The organism is Lutispora thermophila DSM 19022, assembly GCF_900142105.1.
In the GTDB taxonomy this organism is placed as follows: domain Bacteria; phylum Bacillota; class Clostridia; order Lutisporales; family Lutisporaceae; genus Lutispora; species Lutispora thermophila.
The window spans coordinates 26,272-43,528 of sequence record NZ_FQZS01000011.1; the positions used below are offsets into that span (position 1 = coordinate 26,272).

17 protein-coding genes and 2 pseudogenes are annotated in these 17,257 nt (G+C 29.3%); all 19 read left to right on the forward strand.

Translation table 11 applies throughout. The annotated features are described in order from the left end of the window. Position 1: 1 nt before the first annotated feature. The 19 genes and pseudogenes from BUB48_RS08790 to BUB48_RS08880 all read left to right on the forward strand — a co-directional run bounded on the left by BUB48_RS08790 (position 2) and on the right by BUB48_RS08880 (position 17,244). Complete coding sequence (locus BUB48_RS08790; RefSeq protein WP_073025872.1) at positions 2-1,678, forward strand: peptidoglycan D,D-transpeptidase FtsI family protein; 1,677 nt, start codon at positions 2-4, stop codon at positions 1,676-1,678. Positions 1,679-1,743: 65 nt separating this feature from the next. Further along, a pseudogene (locus BUB48_RS08795) lies at positions 1,744-2,091 on the forward strand (sigma factor); the annotation flags it as partial. 67 nt (positions 2,092-2,158) lie between these two features. Beyond that, complete coding sequence (locus tag BUB48_RS08800) at positions 2,159-2,371, forward strand: hypothetical protein (RefSeq protein ID WP_073025874.1); 213 nt, start codon at positions 2,159-2,161, stop codon at positions 2,369-2,371. Next, positions 2,368-3,732: a recombinase family protein gene (locus BUB48_RS08805; protein ID WP_073025875.1), complete on the forward strand. Its 1,365-nt coding sequence runs from the start codon at positions 2,368-2,370 to the stop codon at positions 3,730-3,732. Before BUB48_RS08800 ends, BUB48_RS08805 begins: the two co-directional genes overlap by 4 nt. Then, positions 3,722-4,093 (forward strand): annotated as a pseudogene (locus BUB48_RS08810) (sigma-70 family RNA polymerase sigma factor); the annotation flags it as partial. The gene BUB48_RS08805 and the pseudogene BUB48_RS08810, both read left to right, overlap by 11 nt. Positions 4,094-4,103: 10 nt before the next feature. Continuing rightward, the gene (locus BUB48_RS08815; RefSeq protein ID WP_073025876.1) at positions 4,104-4,604 is read left to right on the forward strand and encodes a YqeG family HAD IIIA-type phosphatase; all 501 of its coding nucleotides are present in this window, start codon (positions 4,104-4,106) and stop codon (positions 4,602-4,604) included. Positions 4,605-4,855: 251 nt separating this feature from the next. Then, positions 4,856-6,511, forward strand: coding sequence for a GspE/PulE family protein (locus BUB48_RS08820; protein WP_073025964.1), 1,656 nt, complete (start codon positions 4,856-4,858; stop codon positions 6,509-6,511). A gap of 11 nt (positions 6,512-6,522) precedes the next feature. After that, a complete protein-coding gene (locus tag BUB48_RS08825; protein WP_073025877.1) occupies positions 6,523-7,575 on the forward strand; it encodes a type IV pilus twitching motility protein PilT in 1,053 nt (350 codons plus the stop codon). Positions 7,576-7,592: 17 nt separating this feature from the next. Continuing rightward, complete coding sequence (locus BUB48_RS08830) at positions 7,593-8,798, forward strand: type II secretion system F family protein (RefSeq protein WP_073025878.1); 1,206 nt, start codon at positions 7,593-7,595, stop codon at positions 8,796-8,798. Positions 8,799-8,869: 71 nt separating this feature from the next. Next, positions 8,870-9,274: a type II secretion system protein gene (locus BUB48_RS08835; protein ID WP_175548396.1), complete on the forward strand. Its 405-nt coding sequence runs from the start codon at positions 8,870-8,872 to the stop codon at positions 9,272-9,274. A gap of 121 nt (positions 9,275-9,395) precedes the next feature. Next, entirely contained in the window at positions 9,396-10,157 is a 762-nt protein-coding gene (locus tag BUB48_RS19120) for a prepilin peptidase (protein WP_073025879.1), read from the forward strand. 53 nt (positions 10,158-10,210) lie between these two features. Continuing rightward, a complete protein-coding gene (gene pilM / locus BUB48_RS08845; protein ID WP_073025880.1) occupies positions 10,211-11,257 on the forward strand; it encodes a pilus assembly protein PilM in 1,047 nt (348 codons plus the stop codon). A gap of 4 nt (positions 11,258-11,261) precedes the next feature. Continuing rightward, on the forward strand, positions 11,262-11,837 hold the full coding sequence (locus tag BUB48_RS08850; protein ID WP_073025881.1) for a PilN domain-containing protein: 576 nt from the start codon (positions 11,262-11,264) through the stop codon (positions 11,835-11,837). A gap of 169 nt (positions 11,838-12,006) precedes the next feature. Next, entirely contained in the window at positions 12,007-13,200 is a 1,194-nt protein-coding gene (locus tag BUB48_RS08855) for a LysM peptidoglycan-binding domain-containing protein (RefSeq protein ID WP_175548397.1), read from the forward strand. A gap of 15 nt (positions 13,201-13,215) precedes the next feature. After that, a complete protein-coding gene (locus BUB48_RS08860; RefSeq protein WP_073025883.1) occupies positions 13,216-15,102 on the forward strand; it encodes an S-layer homology domain-containing protein in 1,887 nt (628 codons plus the stop codon). A 211-nt stretch (positions 15,103-15,313) separates the two neighbouring features. Beyond that, positions 15,314-15,670, forward strand: coding sequence for a type IV pilus modification PilV family protein (locus BUB48_RS08865; RefSeq protein ID WP_073025884.1), 357 nt, complete (start codon positions 15,314-15,316; stop codon positions 15,668-15,670). A gap of 23 nt (positions 15,671-15,693) precedes the next feature. Continuing rightward, complete coding sequence (locus BUB48_RS08870; RefSeq protein ID WP_073025885.1) at positions 15,694-16,239, forward strand: hypothetical protein; 546 nt, start codon at positions 15,694-15,696, stop codon at positions 16,237-16,239. Beyond that, positions 16,217-16,786: a PilW family protein gene (locus BUB48_RS08875; RefSeq protein ID WP_073025886.1), complete on the forward strand. Its 570-nt coding sequence runs from the start codon at positions 16,217-16,219 to the stop codon at positions 16,784-16,786. Before BUB48_RS08870 ends, BUB48_RS08875 begins: the two co-directional genes overlap by 23 nt. Before the next feature lie 2 nt (positions 16,787-16,788). Next, on the forward strand, positions 16,789-17,244 hold the full coding sequence (locus tag BUB48_RS08880; RefSeq protein ID WP_073025887.1) for a pilus assembly FimT family protein: 456 nt from the start codon (positions 16,789-16,791) through the stop codon (positions 17,242-17,244). Positions 17,245-17,257: the final 13 nt, after the last annotated feature.

Below are 17,257 nucleotides of genomic sequence, written 5' to 3' on the forward strand. Positions count from 1 at the left end.
TATGTTACATGATGAAGTTTCCTTTGTATGTAAAAAGAGAGTTCTGCTTATAGGAATTGCATTTATAATTATGTGTATGTTCCTACTTGGCAGACTATTTTTTATCCAAATAATTAAAAATAATGAATACAGCAGAAAAGCTGTACAACAAAGGCTTATGACTGTGCCATTAGCCATAGAAAGAGGAAACATATATGATAGAAACCTCATCCCATTTACTGGTAGAGATATAAAGAAATACATAATAGTTTACCCAGATTACATACAAGATAAAGAAACTATAGCCTCAGTTATTTCCCAACTTAGCATTTCAAAAAAAGATGATATATTGAAAGAATTACAGTCAGGTGCTGATACCTTGGAATATGTATATGAAAAAGAAAATACGGAACTGCTAAACCTAATTGAAGAAGGTAAGCTAAAAGGTGTAATGGCCTTAGAAAAAAATCATAGATATTCAGATAAATCTATAGGTAGACATGTCATTGGATATATAAGTAAATCTGATAAAAAAGGCGAAATGGGCATTGAAAGGAGCATGGATAATTATTTGTCTTCTGCTACAGGTAAAAGCTTAATAGCTGTAGTGGATAGTAGTAAAAATATAATTCCAGGCTTAGGATTTAGAAAGATTCAATCAAATAACAAAGGTCTTAACTATGGTATAAAACTTACTTTAGATTATCATATACAAAATATTGTTGAGAAAATAATGGAAAAAAACAGAGTTAACGGTGCAGTAGTAGTAATGGATATCAAAACAGGAGAAATATTGGCTATGGCAAGCCACCCTCATTATGAACAAGATGATATAAAAAAATATATAAATAGTAATGGAGAAGAGCTTATAAATAAAGCTATTTGGCCTTATGATCTAGGTTCTGTTTTTAAAATCGTTGTTGCAGCTGCTGCAATAGAAAGTGGAAAAGTTGACTTAGATCAGAAATATGTGTGTGAAGGTAATATAACTGTAGGTAATAGTGTTATAAATTGCTCAACATATGAAAGTCATAAAGATAAAGAAATAAGCATTGACGAAGCTTTTGCTTTGTCTTGCAATACTGCTTTCGTTAAAATTGGAATTGAATTAGGAGCAGATGTAATTCTTGATATGGCAAAAAAGTTTGGTTTAGGTGAAAAACAATGTTTCGAATTATTGGAAGAAAAATCTGGCTATATTCCAAAACCGGAAGAAGATGGCATAGGTAATATATCTATTGGCCAAGGAAAAATACAAGTTACTCCCCTTCAAGTAACAGCTATGATGTGTACAATTGCAAATAACGGAATAAGATATAACAGCAGATTGGTTGATGAGTTGATAAATGATGATGGTGTTACAATAAAAAAGATTGAACGAGGATATCCTGAGATAGTTCTGTCACCTACCACTGCATATAGATTGAAAAAAATGCTCAGAGATGTAACCACTTTAGGAACAGGAAAGCAAGCAGATATTGGAAAAGAACTTGGAGGAAGTAGTGGTAAAACAGGTACTGCAGAAACAGGTATTGATAATGGAAGAATAATTCATGGTTGGTTTACAGGGTTTATACCTTCTAATGATCCTAAATATGCAATTACTGTTTTTATAAACAACGGCAGATCAGGAGGTAGATCTGCAGCACCAGTTTTTAAGCAAATAGGTGAAGATATTATGAAAACAATTAGAAGATGAGACAGTCACAAAATTAATTCTCACATCATATAATTAAAAGTGACACTAAAATAGGAGGGTTCTATATGCTTTCACTAGTGTGTACCTTGTTTGCAGAAGCACTTAAGGATATTATTTTGCTTTTTGGCTATGTTCAAAACACCAACTCTTTCCCACAACCCTTAACTCCCGAAGAAGAACAATATTATATAGAACGATATCAAAATGGTGATGAAGATGCAAAGAATATACTAATCGAAAGGAACCTGAGATTAGTTGCTCATATAGTAAAAAAATTCAGCACCGGCAAGGAGAGTGATGATCTTATATCAATAGGAACAATTGGATTAATAAAAGCAATAGTAACATTTAAAGGAGAAAAAGGTACAAGACTTGCTACTTATGCTGCCAGATGCATAGAAAATGCTATGCTTACATAATGGAAACATAATACCCTTTATCTCTCATATACATTATATATGAAGAATAAGGGGGTTTATTATGTCAACATACCGTGAAGGCTATATAATAAGAATTTTTCTACCTGATAAAGAAGAAGAAATTAAAATGCTCAGAAATAAAGTTATAGAAGCATATAAGGGATTAGTAAAACAACATATAAGATTCTTATCGATCAATGATGATGAAAAGAAGAAACTATATAATGATATAATGACTAGTATTGTAAAAAATAAGGAGATTGATGAGAATTGAAAGCAGCTATATATTCTAGGAAAAGCAAATACACAGGAAAGGGAGAAAGTGTTGAAAATCAGATTCAGCTTTGTAAAGAATATGGTATCAAGAATCTTGGAATTGATGAAAAAAACTTTATTATATATGAAGATGAAGGCTTTTCAGGCAGCAATACCAAAAGACCAGAGTTTCAAAAAATGTTAAATGATATTAAGAGAAAAAAAATAGATACTATAATATGCTATAGATTAGATAGGATAAGCAGAAATGTGTTAGATTTCTTAAATCTTATTGAAATACTTAACAAAGAAAATATAACTTTTGTTTCTATAAGAGAGCAATTTGATACTACAACACCTATAGGAAGAGCCATGATGTATATTGCTTCAGTTTTTGCACAACTGGAGAGGGAGACAATAGCAGAAAGAATAAGAGATAATATGCTCCAGCTTGCAAAATCAGGCCGATGGTTAGGTGGAAACCTTCCTACTGGATTTAAATCACAGCCAATTATAACCAAAGATTCTGGAGGTAAAGAAAAAAAGGAATATAAACTTATTCCTATACAAAAAGAAGTAAATATAGTAAAAGAAATTTATAATAAATTTCTTCAATTTAAGTCTTTATCATCAGTGGAAAGTTATTTGATAAAAAATAATATTAAAACAAAAAAAGGTATGAATTTTAATAGGCATTCAATTAAGCTTATTTTAAAAAATCCTGTATATGCAGTCGCTGATAAAAATGTATTGGAATATTTGAAGCAAGAAGGCTATTGTATATGTTCAGAACCTAATGAGTTTAATGGTATAAACGGACTTATAAGTTACAATAAAACCAAACAGACACCTGAAAAGAAAATAGTAGCATATAATGATATAGACCAATGGATTATAGCAGTTGGAAAACATGAAGGAATTATTACAGGAAAAGATTGGGTAGAAGTTCAAAAATTGCTGCTACAAAACAAATCAAAGGCTTATAGAAGAGAAAGAAGCACTACTGCCCTCCTTTCTGGAATATTAAAATGTAAGAATTGTGGAAGTTTTATGAGACCAAAGTCAATGAAGCGATATGACTCTAATGGCCAAAAGATTTTTTATTACATATGTGAGAAAAAAGAAAAAAGTAAAAGAAGTAGCTGTTTGAGCAAAAATCTAAATGGAAATAAGCTTGATTCTCAAGTTCAAGAGAGCATTAAAGAAATAATGAAAAGTCTTAATATCGCTTTTATAAAACCTGAGTTATGGGATTCAATAGATATCAATATAAAAAGAGTATTTATTAAGCAAATAATACCCCAAATATTGTGGGATGGGGAAAAAATTGATATAATCCTATTTGATAATATGTTTCCTCAACGTTACAATAGCAAATGAAATATTGATGACAATTCGTGCATCTAAAAAAACTAAATCGGAAGTATCAATAAATGAACCTATAGGCATAGATAAGGAAGGAAATGAAATATCCCTCATAGATATATTAGGAAGTGACGCAGACTTAATATTGGATGAAGTAGAACTTAAAATTCAAATAAAGAAACTATATCAAAAAATGGAATCAATATTGAAAGACAGAGAAAAGCAAATATTGGAATTAAGATATGGTTTATTAAACGGAGTATGCAAAACTCAAAGAGAAATTGCAGATATGCTAGGGATATCAAGATCTTATGTTTCAAGAATAGAAAAAAGAGCTATAAAAAAACTATATAAGGAGTTGTATCTAGAGGGTTAAGAGGTGTGTTATGAAAAAACTGCTTAAGCCAAATCTATATTATGAGTCCATATTTTATATAGATAATAATAAACTTAAGGAAAAAGGTATTGAAGGAATAATAATTGATTTGGATAACACCTTGGCAGCTTGGGATGTTAAAGAAGCTGATGCTAAGGTGATTAATTTTATTAATGACTTGAAGCAAAAAGGATTTAAAATATGTATAATTTCAAATAATACAAAAGCAAGAGTAGATAAATTTAATGAAATACTAGGGCTCCCTGCAATACATAAAGCAGGTAAACCTAAATTATCTCCATATATTAAAGCTATGAAACTTCTAAAGACACATAGACAGAATACTGCAGTTATTGGTGATCAACTCTTTACCGATGTGTTAGGAGGTAATCGTTTAGGACTATTTACCATACTTGTTACTCCCATCAGTGAAAAAGAATTTATATGGACCAGAATGGTACGAAAATTGGAAAGAATTGTTTTAAAAAAAGTTATAATTAAAGACAAATAAGTTGCCAATTATATGAAATAATTATAAAATTATGAAGGATTTTTTAGAATTTTATAGAATATATTCCAAAAAAATAATATTATGGTACAAAAGTAATTTTTAAATGATGGTGAAATATGGACTTGTAAGCCATAAGAATATTATGGCGAACCGACTACTCTCGCATTAGTTGGTTTTTTTAATATGAAAGAATACATGTAATATTCAACAGAAAAGGTGATAACTTGAGGAAAAACTTAAGACTAGGAGATATGCTGCTTGACTCCGGTAAGATAACAGAAGAACAACTTCGTGAAGCTATAAGTCAACAGAAACATAATAATTTTAAAGGGATTGGAGACTTATTGGTAGATTTAGGATATCTAAATGAGGAAGACATATTAGAAGTACTGAACAGACAACTAGATATTCCTATTATTGATTTAGATTGTTATCATGTAGATCCCAAAATAACTGACCTCATACCTGAAAGTATCGCTAAAAAGTATAATCTTATACCTATAGATATTATAGATGGAGAACTTTTTGTAATCATGAGTGATCCTCTGAATATTTTTGCTATTGACGATATCAAGCTTATAACAGGTATGAATGTCAAAACAGCTTTATCCTCTAAATCATCAATTATAAGAGCTATTAATAAATACTATACTAGGGAAGGTACACAAAAAGCTTTAAAAGAGTTTGAAGAAAGCTTTTTAACCAATATAAAGGATGATATTAACGAAATTGAACTGTCAGACGTTAACAGTGCACCAGTTGTTAAACTAGTAAACACAATAATCCAACAGGCTGTATCCATGAAAGCCAGCGATATACATATTGAACCTTTTGAAAATAATATTAGGATTCGTCTGAGGGTTGATGGAGATCTTCAAGAAATCATGAGTATTTCTAAAAAAAGCCATATGGCTATTGTTACACGAATAAAGATAATGGGGAAAATGGATATTGCCGAAAGAAGAATACCACAAGACGGAAGAGTTGAATTAGAAATAAGCAGCAAGCCGATTGATATGCGAATCTCTTCATTACCTACGGTTTATGGAGAAAAGATTGTTATTAGATTGCTTGATAGAGATAACTATAATTATGTAAAAGAAGATTTAGGTTTTTCTAATATCAATCTAAAATTGATTAACAAAATAATTAGACAACCCTTCGGAATAATTCTGGTTACTGGCCCAACTGGAAGCGGCAAAACTACTACCTTATATACAATTCTGAAAGAACTTAATAAAGAAAATAAAAATATAATAACCATTGAAGATCCAGTAGAATATAAATTATATGGCATTAACCAAGTTCAGGTAAATACAAAAGCAGGATTAACATTTGCTAGTGGACTTCGCTCAATGCTAAGGCAAGATCCTGACATTATAATGGTAGGAGAAATAAGGGATTCTGAGACTGCTGAAATAGCAATAAGAGCAGCCATCACAGGTCATCTTGTTTTATCAACGCTTCACACAAATGATACTGCATCAACAGTGGTTAGATTGATAGATATGGGAATAGAACCTTACTTAGTATCAACATCTATTGTAGGCATAATATCTCAAAGATTGGTAAAAAAACTGTGTAGTAATTGCAGAACAAGCTATATGGCTAGTGATTATGAGAAAAAGATGTTGGGTATTCCCGAATTAGTTAATGCTCAATTTTATAAACCTAATGGGTGTAGCAAATGTATAAAGGGTTACAAAGGAAGAATACCTGTTCATGAAGTTCTATTTATGGATGATGAAATAAGAAGACTAATAGATAATAGAAGTACTACAGATGAAATTAGAAATTTTGCAATAGAAAATGGGATGACTACGTTATTCAGTAATGCTTTAGATTTAGCTTTAAAAGGTGTTACATCAGTGGAAGAAGTGTTAAGAATAGGATTTACAACGGAATAGGAGGGCTTAAATTGGATTTTATGGAAATTGTAAAAGATGGAGTTGAAAAAAAAGCATCAGATATTCACATTACAGTAGGAGTACCAATAATCTATAGAATAAATGGAAAATTAATTAAAATTAACGATGAAGTTTTAACTCCCCAAATGATTGAAAAAATGGTCAATGATATTTTAAACAGTAATCAGCTTCAGGAACTTAAGGAGACGGGCGAAATTGACACATCCTTTTCTGCTACTGGAGTCGCAAGATTCAGAGTAAATATATATAAACAAAGAGGTAGTTACTGCCTAGCTATAAGAATTATTCCTCTATTCATACCAACTATGGAGGAACTTGGAATTCCTCCAATAGTCAAAGATCTTTCACTTTTGTCTCGAGGATTAATATTAGTTACAGGCCCCACAGGCAGCGGAAAATCTACAACGCTTGCAACTATGATTGATCTTATTAATAAAGAAAAAAATTGTCACATAATTACTTTAGAGGATCCTATAGAATATTTGCATAAACATAATAGAAGTATTGTGAATCAAAGAGAGATAGGTAATGATTCAAAAAGTTTTGCAAATGCTTTGAGAGCAGCTTTGCGACAAGATCCTGATGTGATTTTGGTAGGTGAGATGAGAGACCTTGAGACAATCAGTATAGCATTAACAGCAGCCGAAACAGGTCATCTAGTGCTTTCCACTCTTCATACCTTAGGTGCTGCCAAAACGGTGGATAGAATTATAGATGTTTTTCCTCCATATCAGCAACAGCAAATAAGAATTCAACTTTCATCTGTTATTCAGGGGATCATATCACAGCAGCTATTACCTAGGATTGATGGGAAAGGAAGGGTTGCTGCATTTGAGATAATGATTGCAACATCGGCAATAAGAAATCTCATTAGAGAAGAAAAGACCCATCAAATTGATACAGTAATACAAACAGGTGCTCAATACTCAATGCAGACTTTTGATAACTCTTTATTAAATTTATATAAAAAGGGACTTATAGATAAAGAGACAGTCATTACACAATCAGCAAATCCTGATATTTTAAGAAGGCATTTATTTTAATCAAGTGGTGATGAAATTTGCAATACAAGTATAGGGCGGTTGCAGATGATGGTAGCATAATTGAAGGTATACATGAAGCATGTAATGAATATGAAGTAGCAAAAATGCTGAAAAGTAATCACTATATGCCTATTAAAATTGAAGAAACATATAATAGCAGTACTAATAGAAACATTTCATTTAAGAAGATAAAAAAGAAAGATCTTTCAGTATTCTGCAGACAGTTTTATACAATGCTTAATGCTGGAATACCTATATTAAAATGCCTAGATATACTTGAAAAACAGTGTGAAAATAAATTATTAAAAAAAGCTATAGAGGAAGTATATGTAAATGTGCAAAAAGGCATGACTCTATCTGAAGCTATGAAGTTTAATGAAAAGGTCTTTCCAAATATACTGATAAACATGACTGAAGCAGGAGAAATAAGTGGTAATTTGGATATTATCATGGAAAGAATGGCTTTTCATTATGAAAAGGAAATCAAAATAGAAAATAAAATTAAAGGTGCTATGATTTATCCTATAATATTAGCTATTGTTACTGTTGTAGTAGTTGTGTTTTTACTTATTACAGTAATACCCACTTTTATCAGTATGTTTGAAAACAGCGGAATAGATCTTCCAACACCAACAAGGTTGCTGCTTAATATTAGCAATTCCATAACCTGTTTCTGGTATATATATTTTATTTCTTTAATTGGAATTATGTTAGGAATAAACTATTGCAGTAAAACAGATAATGGCAGTATGTTTTTTGATATTTTGAAAATAAAAATACCCTATATAAAAGATATATGTTTAAAGGTTGCTACATCTAGATTCACAAGAACTTTATCTACTTTGTTGGCAAGCGGAATACCATTTATGCAAAGCATCGATATAGTTTCTAAAGTTATTGGCAACAAATATATATCAAGAAAGCTTGAAGAAATAAAGGAAGATATGCAAAAAGGTATATCCTTATCCATAGCCATAAAGAATATTGCTATTTTCCCTCCTATGATTGACTCAATGATCAAGGTAGGAGAGGAGTCCGGGTCTTTATATAATGCATTAAGCAAAAGCGCTGATTTTTATGATGAAGAAATAGAAGCAGCACTGCAAAAAATGACAGAGATGATACAACCTATTATGGTAATAATCATGTCTCTTATAGTAGGCTTTGTTGTCATAGCAATAGCAATGCCTATGTTTGAAATGGTCAACATCATACGTGTATAGCTTTGCTACTATGCATAGGACAAGCTATTAGCTTTATCAGATTATATATAATAATAAGAGGAGGTAAGGATGTGATTATATGGTCTATAGAAAAAATTAAAAATAAAAAGGGCTTCACATTTATTGAACTGGTGTTAGTTATTGCAGTTTTAGGCATATTATCGACAATAGCAGTACCAAAATATACATCATCATGGGAAAGTGCAGAAAGAACCGCTGTTGAAGCTAATTTAAGAACAATCGATAGTGCTATAGCCATATATGAAGCACAAAATGGATCTTTACCCGAAGGCTCAAAAATTGAAGATCTAGTTGGTAAAACACTACAGTCAAAACCTAAAGGTCCTGGAGATGCAGTATATGATATTAATTATGATAAAACAAATAAAGTATGGAAAGCAATAGTAAGTGGAAATGTAGGTGGTAAACAGCTTGATAAGCAATCTTTGCCGATAGATTGGAAACAATCTGAATGATTATAAAATTAAGTATACAAGCAAAGATATGTATTCTGATTAACTTTCATTGATCATATGTAAAATTTATTTTAGCTATGAATCCTTTGTTTCTCTTATCATTAACCAAAGGAGGCTGTAAATGTACATAATAATAATATTCATATTAGGCACTATAATAGGTTCTTTCCTAAATGTATGCATTTACAGAATACCAAAAAAAGAATCCATAGCATTTCCATCTTCCTATTGTACATTATGCAATACTTCATTGAAATGGTATGATCTAATACCTATATTAAGTTATTTGCTTCTTAAGGGGAAATGCAGATATTGTAGAGGATATATAACTCCTCAATATCCTATTATTGAATTGTTAAATGGTATTATATATACAATTTTACTCTTTCATTACGGAATGTCATTGGATTTTATATATTTTAGTATTATTATCAGTATATTGCTTATAATAAGCAGCATTGATTATTATCATCAGATAATACCTGACACTTTGTTACTATTATTAATTGCCATTACTGTCTTATATAGGATTGCTATTTATTACACATATGATATATCCATATCCTTACCAGATAGTATTATAAGTTCTTTACTTTCCGGATTATTATTTACAATAATATCATTGATATCAAATGAAGGTATGGGTGGAGGTGACATTAAACTCATAGCTATATTAAGCTTTATACTAGGATTTAGAAAAGCTATTTTAAATATATTATTATCTTTCATCATTGGAGCAGTAATATCATTGTTACTTCTAATATGTGGCAGGAAAGGAAGAAAGGACACTATTCCTTTTGCTCCTTTCATTAATATTTCCTTCTTTATCTCCTCCTTATGGGGTGAGAGCATAATATTTATTTACTTAAAATCAATTATTTAAGTAACTTTTGAAAAACATGAAATAAAGTAAAAGATTAAAAGAGGAGATTTATTTTGAAGATCTTTTCTCAGTTCAGTAATAATATAATATCCATTGATATAGGCTCATTCGAAACAAAAATAATACAAGGCATTAAGGAAAAAGAAAAAGTAAAAATCATCAAATATTTTATTTTTGAAACACCAAAAGAGGCCTATACAAATGGTTACATAACAAATCAAAGTGAGCTTATAAATAAAGTAAAAGAAGAATTGAAGAAAAATAAAATTAAAGCTGGCCCCTGCTATCTATGCATAAAAAGTACTGACATAATAACAAGAGAAATACAACTTCCTATATTAGAAAATAAGGAAATTGATAGTTTACTAAAATATCAGCTTCCTGAATACTTACCAATGGACTACAGTAAATATATGATTCAACATAAGATAATCAGAAGACTTAATGATAATCATAAAGAAAAATTAAATGTATTGGTAGTGGCTATACCTAAGGATATAATAGATATGCATTATGATTTTGTGAGAAAACTGGGACTCAAACCTGTTGTATTGGATTATCAACCTAATTGCTCATGGAAGGTATTAAAGTTCAGCAATTTAATTAATGATCTGATAAATATTACTGAAAAATCCATTGCAGCCATTGATTTGGGTTATGATAGTACAAATGTACTCATCATTAATAGAGGAATGATTCAAACAACAAGAATCATAAGCACTAAAATAGATAGCTTTGACAATTTTACTAATGATGAGATATTTCTCCTTAAATCCAATATTGAAAATATGAAACTGAACAACGAATTATTCATAGATAATAACAAATATGTAGCCATAATCAGGAAAAGATTAGAATATATTGCTGTATCAATTGATAGGGTATTTAAATTCTATTTATCCAAAGATATAAATAATGAGATAGAAATTTTGGTATTATATGGAGGATTATCAAACATTTGTGGCATAGATAATTTTTTTTCAAACTATTTTGGAATACCAGCAACTGTAATAAATAAGCTGAACAAATTAAATGATATAAGTAATTTAAATAGATTTGTCAATTGTATAGGATCATTAATAAGAGATGATGAGGGGTAATTGCATGAGCGACTTGAATTTTTTCTCATCATATTATAATAAAAGAAGAAAAGTATTAAATAAATCAACTATGTTGTATAGTTTTATCATAGTTTTTATCGTTAGCATTATTACTTTTGTACTATTAAATGTTGCCAACATAAGGAAACTAAATAATGAAGTAAATATCTTAAAAGAGAAGTATAAAACTTTAAGCAATTATAATAAAATCGAAGATATAAAAAATAGAGAGCAATATATAAAACTTACTAAAGAAAAATTAGAGATATTGAATATCCTTGATAAGTATATAGAAGAAAAAAGTTTAATAGATAAGCATTTGCTAGAAAGTATTAGAGAAAGTCTTCCAGAAAATGTTTTTTTAGATTCTATACTTGCTAATACTGAAAGCATAAGAATAGAAGGAAAAGCAAAAAACAATGATTTTATAAGCCAATTTCAATGCAACCTCAATGAAAATGAGATTTTTAATAAAGCATTTATATCTGAAATTAAATATGAGGAGGGTTTCTATATCTTCTGTATAGATATCATTTTAGGGGAGGAGAAAGCAATTGGAACAGATGTCCAAAATAACTAATACTTTTAGAACAAGTATTACTATGAGCAAAAGAGAAAAACATCTCTTTCTTCTTTTTTTCGTTGTATTACTATTTTGGCTATCTTACCAGTTTATATTTATTCCCCAATCAATAAAACTTAAAGCATTGACTGCTGAAAAGCAAAATATTGAAAATCAAATTAAGATATTGGAAGAATTGATTTCGAAAGATTATGATTTAAAACTAGAAGAAGAAACTCTCAAGAGCAACTTATACGAAAAATATCAGAAATACTATTACACCATAGACCAACCTGACATTATACATATTTTGAATGCCATTATTGAAGATAGTGGATTGAAAATATCAAGTATGAGTTTTACTCAACCCTCATATGTTGATTATGAAGGCTTAGATGGAGTTAATAAAATAAGTATATCCTTGCCCTTCAGAGGAGAATATAGTTCTGTAGAATCTTTTTTATATCAGTTGCAAAACAGTTCAAAAAAGTTATTAGTAGATAATCTATCCATATCAAGAGATGGACATGACAATATCATTAATGGTCATATATCATTAATTGCATTTAGCTATGGAGATGAAAAAAAATCAGAAACCAATTACTTTTATGTAAATGCTTATAGTAAAAATAGCAAATCTGATCCATTTGAAGTTATTGAAGGTTATCAAAATAAAATAGAAACCACAGATGAATCTGAATTTAATATTATTAAAGAAGAAAAACGAAATTTAATATATGACATGGAATCCGATGATATATATTTTATGGGAAGTAGCCCTGATGTAACTGGTGAAGTAATTCGGTTTAGTAACGGAAAATATGGCAAAAGCTCTATTCGAGCGGAATATTTTATTTCCACAAATAATGATGTCGAAAGAGCATACATTGTATTGGATGATAAAAACATAAATATTAAATATCCTCCCCAAAATATCGGAATATGGGCCTTCTCTTATGGTTATTCTCCAATAACAATAGGAATGAGATTTCAAGATCTAAATGGTAAAAAAATTAATTTGAAATTATGTGAAGGAGTAAATTGGACAGGCTGGCAATATATCTTTGCTACTCCACCTCAGGATATAAAACTATATCCTTTGAAGCTGGACAGAATATACTTTGAATTAGAACCTAACAAATATGATTATGGGGTTATGTTATTTGATCAAATTGAAGCAGATTATCCAAAAAATAAAGAAATCAAGCTTCTAGAAGAACATAATTATATATTTTATATGGTAAAACCTGGTGATACCTTAAAATCTATAAGCAAGAAATTCTATGATACAGAATCAAATTATTTAAAGCTGGCGAAAGATAATGGCTTAGATGCTGATGTTGAATTAGAAGCCGGAAAAGTTTTGGTTATAGCTAAATGATGAAAGGATGGTACAATGGATTATTGCAAAAAAAATATTAAAATATTGACAGTCCTTTTATATATCATAATGCTATTTCCTTTTACATACATATATGCTAATTCTGAGGACGAAGCATATCAACTTGGTTACAAAAACGGATGGGTTGATGGTATAAAAAAAGCAGAAATAGATTACTTATATGGAAATAATAAGAATTATATACGAGTTATGCCCAATTCTACAGAAATTATTGAAATGTATAACTTAAAAATCAAAAGCAATCAATACAGATCTAATTTTATTTCTGGTTACAAATCAGGTTTTAAAGAAGGTTACAATATGGCTTATGAAAATCCAAGCGATGATAGAAAAACTTCAAACTTTCTTGAAGAATTAGGTTATACAATGGGCAAATTACAAGGTTATATTGATTTTCATAAAGGTGAATCTAATAAATGGACCAGAAATATTCCTACAACATCAGATATTATGAATATGTTTAACCTCATGGAAGAATCAAAGGACTATAAAAGCAACTTCATAAGCACTTTTTCAATCAAATACAAAGAAGGTTATGAACATGCATACAGATTAGCAAAATATGAACCATACAAAGCTACATTAAACAAAGGTGCTGAAGATGGTAAGATGTTTGGCAAAATACTAGGCTCAAACTATGGGAAGCTTGATTATTATAGTGGCAATACCAATCATTGGGAAAGACATATTCCATCAGATAATGAAATAATATCTATGTTTTTGTTGAATAATGACAATACTGATTATATTAGCTCTTTTATTGCATCCTTTAAAAGCGATTATAGAAACAGTTATGAAGAAGCTTATAGAAAAGCAAATGTTGAATATAATACATTTTTATTTGAAAAAGGCTATTCAAATGGAAAAAACATAGGATTAGCTAAAGGAGAATACTTAGCTAAAATTGACCTAACCTCAGGCAACAATAATAATAGCAGCAAACTAAACTTAAGCGACAAGGATATTATAAATGAATATGAACTACACAAAGAAAATAATAGATACAATGAAGGTTTTATTAGTGGATACAGAGAAGGATTAAAGATAGGGTACAATAGCTTATATGAGGACTTAAAATATAGAACTTTCATAAATAAGAATATTACCCAAATAATACCAAAGTCAGGTGGTGAAATAAAATCAGGAGATAATGATTTTTCCATTAAAATAGATAAAGGTGTTTTCTATAATGAGGTTGTTGTATCCATAGAAAAAATTCTTATTACAGATAAATATATTATGCCCTCAAAAGATAGATTTATTAAGGCATCTGACTGTTATGATGTAAAAATAATAAGCAGTTCAAACTCTGTAAATCCTAAAAAATTGATAAAGCTTAGCTTTGAGTATTATGGTTCTGATAATGGGGGAATTTATCGATATAAAAATGGCCAATGGGAATATGTGCCTAGCAATATTGATTCTAATAGCATTAATACATATATAAACCCTGATACTTTAAATAACAATAATCAAATATATGCTGTTTTCATAGATAATAAAGCAACCAATCCTAATGATATAAAGGGCCACTGGGCAAAGAATGAAATAATTACGTATCTGAGGAGAGGTATCATCGGAACCTATCAAGACAACTCCTTCAAGCCAGATGTACCATTAACATGGGGACAAGCTATATCATATATTAACAAAATCTATGATAAAAAACTTATACTAAATAAAAGTTTTGATGATCCCATATCATACAAAGATATGGAAAATTTGATGAAGTTAGCTACAGAAAATCCTGAGTTTTCATGGAATAGTGTTGCGGAAAAAATTAAGTGGGATAAGGACAAGTTGTCATCAAGCTATCGTTCAATGGATAATTACATAACAAGATCAGAAACTATTTATATGTTCTATTATTTAAATCAATAAGATGGGCAGCAACTCACTTCAGTAAATCATTATAATTGATTAAACACCTGTTTTTCTTATTCAATCAGTTTGATTGATTTTATATGTGAATTCTAAAGCAATAAATAATTACTAGTAATTTTTGTCTATTTTATAGAAAAATGAAGGAATTGTAAGATTTATGATGAATATATTAAAAGAATTACATAGAAATTATGTGGTGTGAAAAAGAATGAATTGTAATAAGCTGAATTCTGGTTTTACTATTATTGAAACTGTACTTTCTTTAGTGATATTTCTAATTCTATTTCTTGCAATTTCTACTCTTATTACTGCTACTGCAATAAACACTCATGCAGCAAGAGATGTTTATCAGACCATAATGCTTGCACAAAAAAGAATTGAAGAATTAAAATCTACATCTACAATTGAAGAAGGTATTTATTATCATAATTATGACAATTACATATTGGAAGAAGAAATTAAAAAAATTGAGAAATATAAAGGAAGAGTATATAAAATTGTAATTAAAATTTATAAAAACGATGAAGTAATAGAATCATTGGAGACAATAAAAGTTATAAGATAATTGAAAACGAGGCTATGTCGGGTATGAAGCATGAAAATAAAGGTTCGATACTAGTTTTAGTATTACTTTTAACTTCTGTTATAATATCTACCAGTACTGTTTTGTTATCTACCACTGTTATGAATTATAAGATGAAAAATATCAATAGCAGAGTAAAAAAAACCTTTTATAATGCAGAAGGTGCCATAGATGAAGCATATGTCATTGTCTTAAATTACATAGAATCGGCTATTGAATACTCATATACCAAAGATAATTCAAAAGCCAATTATACTGAGTTTTTATTAAGTAAATGCGAAGATTCAAAGGGAAATAAAGGTTTAGCCAATATTTTAAAAGATAGGAGCAATTATTTAATATACAACGATAATAACATTTCTATTGAAGCAAATATATATTCAAAAACTGATTTTTTAGTTTTAGATATTAAATCTACATGCATAGATGATAAGATAGAAAAAAAGATAAATATGATATACCACATATTGATACCCAAAGACGGATGTTATGACTATACTATCAATCCGGAGGATCTGATATATATTTATGATTGGAAATTGGAAAGGTAGTAAAAAAGGCTTTACAATAATTGAACTTCTTATTACAATGCCTATATTCGGCATTATTATTTTATTGGTTTTTACTGCAACAATATCAAACATGAATACAATAAAACATATAGAAGCTGAAGTGGAACTTCAACAACAAGCTCAGTTAATTTTTAGTTTTATGGAGGAAAAAATAATTCAATCTTCTGGGGTTATATTTTTACAAGATTCAAAAGGTTTTCAAAAGCACAATACAAACGAGAAACTTTCTATACTAAAAATAATATTTAAGAATCCTCCTAATCATAAAGACAAAGGCTATATTTTTGCTTTAAGTAAAGATTCTGAAAATGATTACTATAACCTAAAATATGGTATCGGAACCTGGGGAGGGGCTAGCAATGAATTAGGAAATTATATACGCAAAATTGAAGTTGAGCCAATACCGAAAAATAAGAAATATAACGAAGCTGATGGGATAAATATTAAAATATATTTTTCACTCGAGGGATATACTTTAGCTTATGAAAATTCCTACTTTTTTAGAAACTCTAGCAGGAGGGTCTAAAAATGAAGAAAATACAAGGTCAAAAAGGGTTAACAATAATTGAGTTAATAGTAGTTATTGGAATCCTTTGTTTATTTGCCTCTATAGCTTTACCAAAAATAGATACAAGTAATTATGAATTATTGAAAATATCTAAGTCTTTAAGAGATGATATAAGATACATAAGATATCAAAAAATGACTGAAGGAGAGAATTTGCGAATACTCTTCCAAATGACAAAGTATACAATACTCGAAGGTACTAGAAAAATTAAAGAAGTAAAACTAAATAATAAATATTCATTGTATCAAAATTTTGCAGACAGTCAAGTTGCATTTTCATATAGCGGGGCTCCTTCAACCAGCGGAGGTACAATAACAATATTTAATAATGAAAATAAAAGTTATTGCCAAATAACAGTTGTACCTGGAACAGGAAGGATACTTCTAAAAAATGAATTTTATAATAGGCATAAATGAAAATAATAAAGGG